Here is an 11,196-nt window from a genome sequence, read left to right on the forward strand (position 1 = left end):
ATGAGGAATTGACCGGAACTGATTATTTTTAAACTACGGCGAAGCGGCTTCTTGGGACAACCGCATGCAGCGGACGTGTTCAGGCACACTGCTGACGTGCAACCTAAAGTGGACCTTTAGTCAACGAACCTGAGGCGTGGGAGACGATCATGGCTGGAGCAACTGGAAGTGGACAGGAAATGCAGACAGGACGCACGAACCGGGCTGAAGGCCGCACAATCCTTTGGGCGCAGGTGCCCCCGGGTCAATCAAATTTCAACGGCCCCGCGATCCTGATCGTGGAGAAGGCCAAGAATGCGGAAGATCCGGATGATTATGACGAGGGAGAGAGTTTCGTTCCCTCAAATCAATTCGACGGCATCGTGGGCATCGGGTCTAGCGGAAGCGGCCCCGCTAATTTTGGAGGTACTCCCGGGGGGACCGGAGTCGTCGGCAAAGGCGGGCGCAATCAGGGTTCCGGTGTTTTTGGGCTTGGCGGTGGAACACCCGAACCGGGCAACCGCGGTGAAGGAGGAATCGGTGTGCATGGCCTCGGCGGTGGCAAGATCGATTTACATGCCGACCCAGCCATCCCTCCCGGCGCAGGAATGGTTGGGCAGGGCGGAAGGCAGGACGACAATGGCAACACGCTCCGGCTTCCACATGCGGCGGGCGTGATCGGTATCGGTGGGGGAACTGGTCGGAACAAGGATCTCCTCCCCCTCCATACCCTGACGGAGACCGGCGGGGTCGGTGTTTACGCCCAGGGCGCCGAAGCAACCATGACCATGACTCCCCCCCCTTCCGACGGATCGGGAAGTATCCCTGGAGCCAATGTGCCCAGTGGTCCCGTTGCACCCGGAGCGGGGGTGCTCGGTCGAGGCGGTGTGCCCATCCCACCGGAAGGCCCTGTCGCGGCAGGGGTGATCGGTCTCGCGGGCGGTGTTCCGATCCAGGACATCTCTGAAACGGGCAACACGGGCGTCTATGGTGCGGGGCCAACCGGGATATTCGGACATGGACCGGTGGGTGTGCGCGGTCAGAGCGACAGCGGTGCCGGCGTTCACGGCGTTGCGGAGAGCGGGCGGGGCGGCATGTTCGAGTCTGTGCGCTCGGCGCAGGTGCAGCTTGTGCCCCAGGAGGTACGGGCGCCGTTCCCGACCCCGGTTACGGTGACGCCGAAGGAAATCCCCGCCGGACGCGACGAAGGCTTACAGCTGCCGAAGGATGGGCAGGGCGGCGATCTTCTCGCCCTGATGGATGATCAGCGGCATTGCACGCTCTGGTTCTGCGTACGCGGTGGCGCCGGCGCTCCGGCGCAGTGGGCGCAGGTGCTGCTCGGCACTTTGTTCGAAGGCAAACGATGAGGCCACCCACGAGTCGGTGATGGCCATCGACTTGCGGCCGCACATGGATTGCTCAAGTACGCTGCGCACGTTAACGCGAAGATATGCACAAGGGGGTTGTATGAATATAATCGATGAGTCACAGAAAAAGCATGTTTCGACGGCAGTCAAGTATTTGGATGGCGCCAAGAAGGGGCCTTGCGGAAATTCAAGGCGAGGGACAATATCCGAACTTTCGCAAGGTGAGCCTATCTCTGTGCGAATGCGGGATGAAAAAATACATATAAATGGCAATGCTGCCCGGACAACAGCCAAAGGACCTTGGCGGAAAAACAGTGTTCGCAGGCGAGCATACCTTGCCGCGGTCGCGGCCATATGCTTTGCTTTGTGGAGCTGCGCTACGACCCCCCGCTTGGACGACACGTTCAATACGGATACGGTGGGGTCGCCACCGTCGGTATCCCCGCCGCCAACGCCGCCCGCAGACGCGCTGTCCTTCACCGTCTCTCAGCAAGTAACTTCAACAGTCGTGGCCGATCCCGCCGGGGGCCGTTTGTTGCGCATCACGCCAACGCCTGCGTTCCTTGCGTCACCGGATTTCAGAAAAAGGGCCGTCATCATTACATCCGATTCGTTTACGACCAGCCCTCCGGCGCAAATACGCGGCCACCTGCGGCTGCGTCTCGACGGCCCGGGGACCGTCACCGTCGGTTTTCGTCCCGTCCAGGGCTCACAGACGCCGGATTTTATCAGCGGCATCCAACTGGCAAATTTCCTCCTGCCGGGCGGGCTGAAGGGCGAAACTCATGTTCTGCATGGATTCCCGCCGGCTCGAATCGAAGATCCTTTTCAGCTGCCGGTGAGCGGCAAGATGGCAGACTACCGGCCCGCAACTCCGATTGATATCTTTTGGAGCATTGATCAGGCTTCGCGAACCTTCGCGGCCAGTGCATCGGGTGGCACTTCACAAACGACGACTTTTTCCGCCGCATCCGCCGGGGTCGCGACAACGCCTATACAGCGAATGAGCCTCTTGGTTTTTTTGCAAAATCCATCTTCCAGCACTGTCGTCTTCGTCGACAATCTTTATGCTGAAGAGTATCGGTGAAAATTCGTGCAAAGCCGCAATCCAAAGCCTTGTCCGAAGACCACAGGGATCAAAGAACGTAGGTTGAGATGAATGAAATGAACCCCAACATATGCCGCGGATATTTTACATGGGGGTCCACGTTGTTCACCTCAACATGAAAAACCTAAAAAAAAATTGAATTTTAGGAGGTTATGCTCTAACCAATCCACCCGATACACGCTTCGGCAACCATCTCGACTGCATTCAGGCCCCCAGAGGCCACAACACTCGCCACCGTCTACGGGACATGCTCCTGATCGCTTGATTTCTATGTGCGATTGCCCTGTACCGATGCCGGCGATGCAGCTAAAGAGGAGGTCAGACAGAATACGATTGACCAAGCAAAAAAAGGAATCGGCGGCATGTTCAGGAAGCTTTTTTGATGGAACCCAGGCTAAACCCATTGCAACCGGCGCCCTTGCCAAATAGGACCCTTGCTGGTATTTTTGGCACGGATGGCCGATCATGGTGACGCTATTCAATGGGCGGGTATCGAGAGAAAACTGAGAAAAGGAGCCTTGACATGCACATCACCTTTTACGGGGCGGTAAGGGAAGTGACCGGTTCCATGCACCTGTTGAGCACGGACCAGGATCGCGTTCTGCTGGACTGTGGTATGTATCAGGGGCGGCGCAAGACCGCCGCTGAGAAGAACCGGGTGCTGCCCTTCGATCCGGGCATCCTCACCAACGTGGTGCTGTCCCATGCCCACATCGACCACTCCGGCCGCATTCCCCTGATCACCAGAAATGGCTTCAACGGACGGATCTACTGCACCCGCGCCACGGTGGATGCCTGCGGCTACCTGCTTCCCGATTCGGCCCACATCCAGGAAAGCGATGCCGAGTACCTGAATTACAAGACGGTCCGCTCGGCCCTGTCCCAGATGCGGCCCGGTGAGGACGGCCAAACCTCCAAGCGGGATCTGCAGGAGATCAAGCGCCTGCTTAAAAAAGACAAGCACGGGATCAACGCCGAGGTGATCGGCGAATACATCAAACGCTTTCATCTGGAAGGGGTCGAACCGCTTTACACCACCGCCGACGCGGACCAGGCCCTCAAGGCCTTCGAAGGCATCCCCTATCGCAACCCGGTGACCATCGGCAAGGGGATCACCTGTACCCTCTTCGAGGCGGGTCACATCCTGGGATCAGCCATCGTCATGATCCGTTTCGGAGACGGCGACAACGTCCGCACCGTCTGCTTTTCAGGCGATATCGGCCGCTACGGCAAACCCATATTGCGCGATCCGGCCAGCCATTTCAACGGGTTCGGCAGCGACGTAGACCTGATGATCATGGAGAGCACATACGGCAACCGGGACCACGAGCCGGTGATCGACCTGCGCCCCCGGCTCAAGCAGGTGCTCAACGAGACTTTCGACCAGGGCGGTTCGGTGCTGATCCCCTCCTTTGCCTACGGCCGGACTCAGGAACTGCTCTACGTGATCCACGAGCTGTACGACGCCGGCGAGGTGCCACAAATGCCGGTATACGTGGACAGCCCCCTGGCCACCAACATCACCAAGGTGTTCGGCGAGCATCCGGAAGTCTACGACAAAGAGACCCACGAGACCTTCCTGCAGCAGGGCAAAAACCCCTTTGCCTTCCGGCAGGTGCAGTTTACCGAGAGCGTCGAGGCTTCCATGGCGCTCATGCGCGAGGAAAAGCCCCACATCGTCATTTCTGCGTCGGGTATGTGCGAGGCCGGTCGCATCCTGCATCACCTGCGCCACAAGGTACACAACCCCAAGCACACGATTCTCATCGTGGGGTACATGGCCAATCATACGCTGGGACGGCGCATCCTGGATCAGGGCACGGCCTACGAGGAGTCGGGCCGCAAGGGGGATCCCCCCATCGTCAAAATTCTCAACAAAGAGTATCCCCTCAAGGCGCGGGTGGTGAAAATCGGTGGATTTTCGGCCCATGGGGACCGCAACGAGATGCTCCGCTTTCTGAAGCAGTCCAACCTGAAGGTCAAACGGATTGCCGTGGTCCACGGTGAAGAGGATCAGAGTCTGGCCTTTGCCGATAACCTGAAGGCCCAGGGCTTCGATGCGGTGGTGCCCCGCGTCGGGCAATCGCTGACCATCTGAGCTGAATCGCGACAACAAGCGCATTCCCCGCCGCTTGCCGCGGGGAGGGGTCGATCCTCGCCGAGCCATCCACGGTCACGCCGACCATCTCTTGAACAGGTAAAAGACGCACAGGGTCACCAGGCACCAGATCGGAGAGGACGCTTTCGATGGGCCGGCCCCCGGGATCGCACTGCCGGCGGCCCCTGGTCCCGCCTGCGTTGCTGCATGTCCAGAAACGCTAAGCCGTAGGGGTAATTCGAGCCGGCAAAGTCGTCGCAGGGAAATGACAGGCAGTCCCTGGTACAGCGATCGACATGATGGAGCCGGGCCCATGCCAACTTGGGTTTAGCCGCCCATTTTCCTGAGGTCGTATCGTGCGCCGTTTTTAAACTTTCCATCCATCAATAATCGGATCAGGGCCGTTGCCGCACGCTCGGGGGAATGGAGGGCACCGCTGTTTTTCAACTTGAGGAATTTGTCCACCTGCGGAAACTGTTTGGTGCTGCAGTTGCGGATCTTCTCCTGCATGGCGGTGTCCACGGTCCCCGGTGCCACGGCGCAGACGGCGAATGTCGGGTCGATGCGGGAGAACTCCATGGCCATGGCGCGGGTGGCCATGTCCAGACCGGCCTTTGCCGCCCCGTAGGCCGACCACCCGTAGTAGGGTGCCCGGCTCGCCCCGGAGGTGATGTTGACGATCCATTTGCGGCCGGGAAACGGCCGGCTGAAATGGAAAAAATGCCGGGTCAGGATCAACGGCGCGGTCAGATTGACCCGGATGTTTTGGGCCAGCAGCGTGTCATCGCAGTCCCCGATGGGAGCGATGGGATCGAGGACACCGGCGTTGTTGATCAGCACCGTATGGGTCAGCCGGCCGGTTTTCTGCCTGTCGACCTGGATGTGTTTGAAGGCCGCGCCGATGCGGTCGGTATCGTTCAGGTCGATGCGGATCGTCTGGCGGTTGTTACCGAGGAAAGGTGCTGCGCGCGACAGGCTGACCACGATACTGTTGGGCAGCGTCGATGCCGATGCCGCCAAGGCCTTACCGATACCCCGGGTGGTCCCGGTGATGAGAAACAGGTGATCGACCGGCGGCTGATCCATATTGACCTTAATCTTTGATTCTGAACACCGGGTGATCGATGCGGCTTTCCCGACACCGGGGGCAGCGACCGGGCTTGGTGAGGCGGCGCCGATCCGTGAATGTGAAACCGCATGCCAGGCAGGTGCAGGGAGTGAACGACAGTTTTTTTTTCTGACCGGCCACGGTTTTTTGGATGTGTGCCAAGTGCCGGTAGACATCCTTTTCCGACACCCGAACCGCCTGGGAGATATCCAGCGCCGTCATGGCCTCCCGACACAGCAGATCAATGATTTGTTGGCGATGGGTTCCCGTGGGAGCGTTCAAGTCGCCCTCCCATCCACCTGCGCCCGGATGTGCGCGATGAGCCCAGGCATGCAGGCGGCGATTTCACTGGCACAGGTCTCATAGGCACCGAGCGGTGCGCCATAGGGGTCCTCAATTTCCGGGTTTTCCCGTTTTTCTGCGAAGGTGCCCAGCAACAGGGCGTATTTGCAGCGGAAAAAAAGCAGGTCGTTGATCTTGTCGATGTGATATTTTTCCATGGCCAGCACCAGATCGGCGGATCGGATCATGCCGGCATCTAAAACGCTTGCCCGGTGTTGGCTGATGTCAGCCCCGTATGCAGCGGCCGCGCTGACGGCGAAAGGTTCTGCCCGGTTACCGTGGAGTCCGTGGGTTCCAGCCGATCGAACCGAGACGACCGGTTTCAAGGCTTCCGGCAACCGGTGCCAGAGCAGCCCCTCTGCCATGGGGCTGCGGCAGATATTGCCCGTGCATACCATGAGTACTGAAAAAGTCAAACTGCCTCCATCAAGGTTGTTGATAAGCTTTCAATATAGAGACGGCTGGCCTCAAAGTCAACGAAACAGGCGACCCATCTGCTCACGACCCGGTTGGGTACCCGTTGCCCACGCCCGGCAACATCGTCGACCACCATGGCTGAATACGGTTATCCAATGGTTGATCTTTTGAACGGGGTTTACTATATAAAACTGTCTAAAAAGAGACGTCACCCCATGCCCTGAACAATCCGCGGAGAATGCCATGTCCGACACCCGAATCCTTTTTGTAGACGACGACCGAGACATCCTGGCGATGGTCGAGCAATATTTGACGATAAAAGGCTACGATGTGACCACCGTGGACAACGGCATCGAAGCGGTTGGGATTGTTAAGGAAAAGCAGATCGACATTGTCTTCACCGACTACAAGATGCCCGAATTCAACGGCTTGGAGCTTTTGGTCGCCATCAAGAAATACCGGCCCCAGACCGAGGTGATCATCGTCACCGGCTACGGGTCGATGGAGTCGGCGATTCAGGCCATGAAATTCGGCAGTTATGACTACCTGCAAAAGCCCTTCAAACTGGATCACCTCAGGTTGATCGTCGACCGGATCATCGAAGAGAAGAAGATCAAGGATAAGGCCCAGCTGATTCGCAAGATATCCCGTGAGCGTCACCAGTATGGCGAGATGATCGGCTTCTGCCCCAAGATGCGTGAGATCTATGAGGTGATCGACACCATCAGCATCGAGAACCCCATGGTACTGATCCACGGGGAGAGTGGGACGGGCAAGGAGTTGACGGCGCGAACCATCCACGATACCAGCGACCGGCAAACGCTGCCCTTTGTGGCGGTAAACTGCAACAGCCTCAGTAAAAAGACGAAAACAGAAGATGAAATCGCCGCCCATCTGTCGGGCATGCTCGCATCTGTAAATGGCGGAACCCTCTATCTGGACGAGGTCTCATCGATTCCATCGACGGTGCGCGAACAGATGATGGGGCTTTTGGGCCAGGCGGAAACGGATTCCGGTAAGCGTCCGCGCCTGATTGCGGGAACCGCCAGGGAACTGGATGAAGTCATCGCCAGCGGCGCCATGAAAAAGAATCTTTTGGATCTTTTCAATGCGGTGTTTATCAAGCTGCCGGCACTTCGGGAGCGCAAGGAAGACATTCCGCTGTTGATCAACCATTTTCTCTACACCGACAGCCCGGCGGCTAAGACCCGGATCTACGGCATCACCCCATCTGCCATGGACATCCTGCTGCGCTACCACTGGCCGGGCAATCTGATCCAACTGCAGAACGTGATCGAGCGGGCCTTTGCCATGGGCGTTGAAAATGCCATCGGCCCCGAGGATCTGCCAGCGGAGATCCGTACCTTCGGCACCATCTCTCAAATGAGTTGACGCGCCTTTCGTTTACCAACGCCATACCGCCATGGTCGATATTCTCCTGATCCAGCCGCCGATCGCGGACTTCTACCTTACCGCCAAACGGACCATTCCCTATGGGTTGGCGTCCATTGCCGCCGCCGCCGTTCAAAAAGGCCTGTCTGTGGCCATCGTGGATGCTCTGGCCACCGCCAAGGCACGGGTTATCGCTCTACCTGAAGCGATGGATGACCTGGCTACCTTCTATGGCCGGGCGGACCTAAGCCCCTTTGGGCTGTTTCACCATTATCGACATTACGGCTACAGCCTCGACCATATCGGCCGCCAGGTAAAGGCATCCGGGGCGTTTCTCGTCGGCATCGCTTCATTGTTTACGGCATACAGCGATATGGCGCTTGCCGTGGCGAGGATAGCCAAAGCCAGCCTGCCCGGCTGCACGGTGGTTCTTGGCGGTCATCACCCCACGGCTCTGCCGGCGGCGGCGATGGCGGAGCCGGCTGTGGACCTGGTGCTCCGGGGGGAAGGCGAGGTGGGCCTGCCGGCCCTGGCCATGGCATTGAAGTCGGGGGGAAGCCTTTCGGGTGTGCCGGGTATCGTGTACCGCAATCCCGACGGATCCCTTCATATCGGCGAGCCCGCCCTGTGCCGGGACCCGGATCAGCTGCCCGTACCTGCCTTTGACTTGATCCGGCGAAAATTCTACCAGCGGTTTGGGCAGGACAGCATCGTGGTTACCGCCGGCCGGGGGTGCCCACTGGCGTGCAGTTACTGCGCCACCGGCGCCGGATCCTGGATGGGCTTCAGAAAACGATCGGTCGCTGCCGTGTGTCGGGAACTCCAGGCCGCGTCCGCGGGTCGCCAGGTGGGATTCGTCGACTTCGAGGATGAGAATCTCACCATGGACCGCCGGTGGTTTCTTGAACTGATGCAAGGGATTCGCGATATTTTCGGCGATTCATTACCGGAACTTCGGGCCATGAACGGCCTGTTCCCGCCCACCCTGGATGAAGTGGTGGTGAGGGCCATGAAAATCACCGGATTCAAGACCCTGAACCTTTCTCTGGGAAGTGCGGACGCCAGTCAACTGCAACGCTTCAACCGGCCCGATGTGCGCGATGCGTTTGATCGGGCACTGGATTACGCCCAAGGAATGGGGCTCTCGGCGGTGGGCTACATTATCGTTGGGGCACCGGATCAGGACCCCCTTTCGTCGGTGGACGACCTGCTGTTTCTGGCCCAGCGCCGGGTGCTGGCCGGTGTTTCCGTGTTCTACCCGGCGCCGGGCAGCGCGGATTACGAGCGCTGTCGTTCCCTGGGCCTACTGCCAGGATCCTTTGCCGGCATGCGCGCCACGGCACTGCCCATTGACCAGCGCACCTCGCGCACCGATTCGGTTACCCTGTTGCGGCTGGGCCGATTGCTCAATTTCATGAAGTCCCTTGAGAACGCGGGCGTTCCGGTTCCTACGCCGGCACCGGTGGGCAGTCGCCTGTCACCCTCCCCGGACCGTCTCCAGATAGGCCTGAAACTGCTGGCGGCATTCCTGTGGGACGGCGGCATCCGGGGGCTTGAACCCGATGGTACGGTTTACGACCATCGGGTTTCGACCACGCTGTGCCGGCGGTTTCGGGAAGGACTGTCGGTCGGTCAGGGTCCCGGAAAAAAATAAATTCACCTCTTTCTTGCCTGTGGTTCCTTCACCTGCGTTCCATCCGCCGGTACATATCTTGATATGCACCGGGCAGATGTGCCTTGATGACGAAACCACAGCCGGCGCCATATGGCGGATTTATTTATTTCCGTGACCCTTAGAGCCGGCCGATCACCGCCATCAATCCGAAGCCGACAAGCACTGCCCCGGAGAACCTGTTGATCACACGCATGGACTTCGCGTTCATTCGGGTATTGAACCGGCTGCTGGCCGATGAGAGAATGACCCACCAGGCCATGGAACCGGAAAAGACACCGGCCACCAGCCAGCCGGCAGCCATTCGGCCGGCAGTGACACGACCAAGGCCCATACCGGCGAATACCGCGGCAAAGGAGAGAATGGTCATGGGGTTGGTGAGGGTGAGCAGCAGCGCCGAGAGATAGCCCATGGCGGCGCTGCCAGGCGCTTCGGATGCCGGCTTTTCGTCGGTTCCGGACAAAAAGATGCGCACGCCCAGCCAGCATAGGAACAGGCCGCCGAACGTCTGGATCCAGGCGCGCTGGTCCACCAGGAAACCGGTGATGCCGGCTATGCCGAAACCAGCCACGCAGCCGTAGATGGCATCGGCCGTGGCGGCCCCCATTCCAGTGAGCAGCCCGGCGGACCAACCCTTGGCCAGGCTGCGGCGGATGCACAGGATGCCGATGGGGCCCACAGGGGCGGCGATGGAAAAGCCGAATATCAGTCCTTTGATAAAAAAAGAGAGGTCCATGGCCGTCAGATTACCTCACCGGTGTCGTCTGCGCCATGGCCAAACCACGGTTTTCGGGGCAATCCGCTTCATAATATAAGGAAATTCAGGCCATGAACCTTCAGGTTGAAAAATTGCTGGATCGGATCGGACGAAAAATCCTTGCCGCGCTGCAGGAAAATGCCAGAACTCCCCTGAGCCGCATTGGCCAAAAAGTGGGCCTGTCGGCGCCGGCGGTGGCCGAGCGGGTCAAACGGCTGGAGGAGGCGGGGGTGATCACCGGCTACCATGCCCGTATCGATCCAACCGTCATGGGCCGGTCGGTATCCGCCTTTATCCAGCTGACCACCGATGCCCGGCACTACCCGGCCGTAAAATCCCTGGCTGTCGACATGCCCCAGATCAGCGCCTGCCACCACATCAGCGGGGATGCCTCGTTTATCCTGCGCGTTCGCGTAGACGATGTTTCCGACCTGGAAACGGTGGTGGCCCGCTTGAGCCCTCTGGGTCAGACGCGCACGGCCATCGTGCTCTCCACGCCGGTAGACAAGTCAGCCATGCTGCCGCTGCCGTGAATGGCTTGTTAATCGATCCTTTTGAGATGGAAACGTAATAGGGTGGGGATAGACCCCCTAGTCGCTATGTTGGCTTTAAAGATGAACGTCGAACATCGTACGCCCAACGTTGATGGTTCCGTAAAAAGTCACAAGTGGTGTCACTCCCGCGAAAGCGGGAGTCCATAACTGTCTGAAACTTATAGATCCCCGCCTTCGCGGGGATGACAAAAAAGAGGACATCTCGACTTTTTACGGGTTCATCGATGTTCGACGTTCATCCTTTTATCCCGCCACTATAGCAATTGCCCGATTATGAAAAACGCTCAGTTATCGGACTCCGTATTGACCACCTGGCGGATGCGAATAGGTCGCTTGCGGGGTTTGGGGTTGAGATTGTTGTTGATCAGAAAACCTTTGAGCCAGCCCTTGGCTTCCCGGGCG

Annotated in this window: 10 protein-coding genes; 6 read left to right on the forward strand and 4 right to left on the reverse strand. The window is 58.9% G+C overall.

Annotation, left to right across the window (positions count from 1 at the left end; translation table 11 throughout):
- The first annotated feature begins 179 nt into the window (after positions 1-179).
- The 3 genes from ABYV26_RS12085 to ABYV26_RS12095 all read left to right on the forward strand — a co-directional run bounded on the left by ABYV26_RS12085 (position 180) and on the right by ABYV26_RS12095 (position 4,552).
- Complete coding sequence (locus ABYV26_RS12085) at positions 180-1,346, forward strand: hypothetical protein (protein ID WP_372681309.1); 1,167 nt, start codon at positions 180-182, stop codon at positions 1,344-1,346.
- Positions 1,347-1,737: 391 nt separating this feature from the next.
- Positions 1,738-2,433 carry a hypothetical protein gene (locus ABYV26_RS12090; protein WP_372681310.1) on the forward strand — a complete coding sequence of 232 codons (696 nt, stop codon included), beginning with the start codon at positions 1,738-1,740 and terminating at the stop codon, positions 2,431-2,433.
- A 544-nt stretch (positions 2,434-2,977) separates the two neighbouring features.
- Entirely contained in the window at positions 2,978-4,552 is a 1,575-nt protein-coding gene (locus tag ABYV26_RS12095; protein WP_372681312.1) for an MBL fold metallo-hydrolase RNA specificity domain-containing protein, read from the forward strand.
- Positions 4,553-4,879: 327 nt separating this feature from the next.
- Here ABYV26_RS12095 and ABYV26_RS12100 read toward each other — a convergent pair whose 3' ends face one another.
- Genes ABYV26_RS12100 through ABYV26_RS12110 form a run of 3 tightly spaced genes read right to left on the reverse strand, consistent with a single transcriptional unit; the run spans position 4,880 to position 6,418 of the window.
- Complete coding sequence (locus ABYV26_RS12100; protein ID WP_372681314.1) at positions 4,880-5,638, reverse strand: SDR family NAD(P)-dependent oxidoreductase; 759 nt, start codon at positions 5,636-5,638, stop codon at positions 4,880-4,882.
- Between the two features lie 7 nt (positions 5,639-5,645).
- Positions 5,646-5,942, reverse strand: a complete 297-nt coding sequence (locus ABYV26_RS12105) for a transcriptional regulator (RefSeq protein WP_372681316.1) — start codon at positions 5,940-5,942, stop codon at positions 5,646-5,648.
- Entirely contained in the window at positions 5,939-6,418 is a 480-nt protein-coding gene (locus ABYV26_RS12110; RefSeq protein ID WP_372681318.1) for a hypothetical protein, read from the reverse strand. The genes ABYV26_RS12105 and ABYV26_RS12110 overlap by 4 nt, the downstream gene beginning before the upstream one ends.
- Positions 6,419-6,662: 244 nt before the next feature.
- Between ABYV26_RS12110 and ABYV26_RS12115 the strand changes: the two genes are divergently transcribed.
- Together ABYV26_RS12115 and ABYV26_RS12120 are read left to right on the forward strand one after the other, a co-directional pair.
- On the forward strand, positions 6,663-7,811 hold the full coding sequence (locus ABYV26_RS12115; RefSeq protein ID WP_372681320.1) for a sigma-54-dependent transcriptional regulator: 1,149 nt from the start codon (positions 6,663-6,665) through the stop codon (positions 7,809-7,811).
- Between the two features lie 31 nt (positions 7,812-7,842).
- The gene (locus tag ABYV26_RS12120) at positions 7,843-9,465 is read left to right on the forward strand and encodes a radical SAM protein (RefSeq protein ID WP_372681322.1); all 1,623 of its coding nucleotides are present in this window, start codon (positions 7,843-7,845) and stop codon (positions 9,463-9,465) included.
- Between the two features lie 139 nt (positions 9,466-9,604).
- Here ABYV26_RS12120 and ABYV26_RS12125 read toward each other — a convergent pair whose 3' ends face one another.
- Positions 9,605-10,219, reverse strand: coding sequence for a LysE family translocator (locus tag ABYV26_RS12125; protein WP_372681324.1), 615 nt, complete (start codon positions 10,217-10,219; stop codon positions 9,605-9,607).
- Positions 10,220-10,311: 92 nt separating this feature from the next.
- Here ABYV26_RS12125 and ABYV26_RS12130 point away from each other — a divergent pair, with 92 nt between their 5' ends.
- Positions 10,312-10,773, forward strand: coding sequence for an Lrp/AsnC family transcriptional regulator (locus tag ABYV26_RS12130; protein ID WP_372681326.1), 462 nt, complete (start codon positions 10,312-10,314; stop codon positions 10,771-10,773).
- The last annotated feature ends 423 nt before the right edge of the window (positions 10,774-11,196 follow it).

The sequence above is a fragment of the Desulfosarcina sp. genome (genome assembly GCF_041551955.1).
Classification (GTDB): domain Bacteria; phylum Desulfobacterota; class Desulfobacteria; order Desulfobacterales; family Desulfosarcinaceae; genus Desulfosarcina.

Excerpts from the sequence above, each read along its gene's own strand:
- ABYV26_RS12100 (WP_372681314.1), bottom strand. The coding sequence starts at position 5,638 with ATGGATCAGCCGCCGGTCGATCACCTGTTTCTCATCACCGGGACCACC.
- ABYV26_RS12125 (WP_372681324.1), bottom strand. The coding sequence starts at position 10,219 with ATGGACCTCTCTTTTTTTATCAAAGGACTGATATTCGGCTTTTCCATC.
- ABYV26_RS12095 (WP_372681312.1), top strand. The coding sequence starts at position 2,978 with ATGCACATCACCTTTTACGGGGCGGTAAGGGAAGTGACCGGTTCCATG.
- ABYV26_RS12130 (WP_372681326.1), top strand. The coding sequence starts at position 10,312 with ATGAACCTTCAGGTTGAAAAATTGCTGGATCGGATCGGACGAAAAATC.
- ABYV26_RS12115 (WP_372681320.1), top strand. The coding sequence starts at position 6,663 with ATGTCCGACACCCGAATCCTTTTTGTAGACGACGACCGAGACATCCTG.
- ABYV26_RS12085 (WP_372681309.1), top strand. The coding sequence starts at position 180 with ATGCAGACAGGACGCACGAACCGGGCTGAAGGCCGCACAATCCTTTGG.
- ABYV26_RS12120 (WP_372681322.1), top strand. The coding sequence starts at position 7,843 with ATGGTCGATATTCTCCTGATCCAGCCGCCGATCGCGGACTTCTACCTT.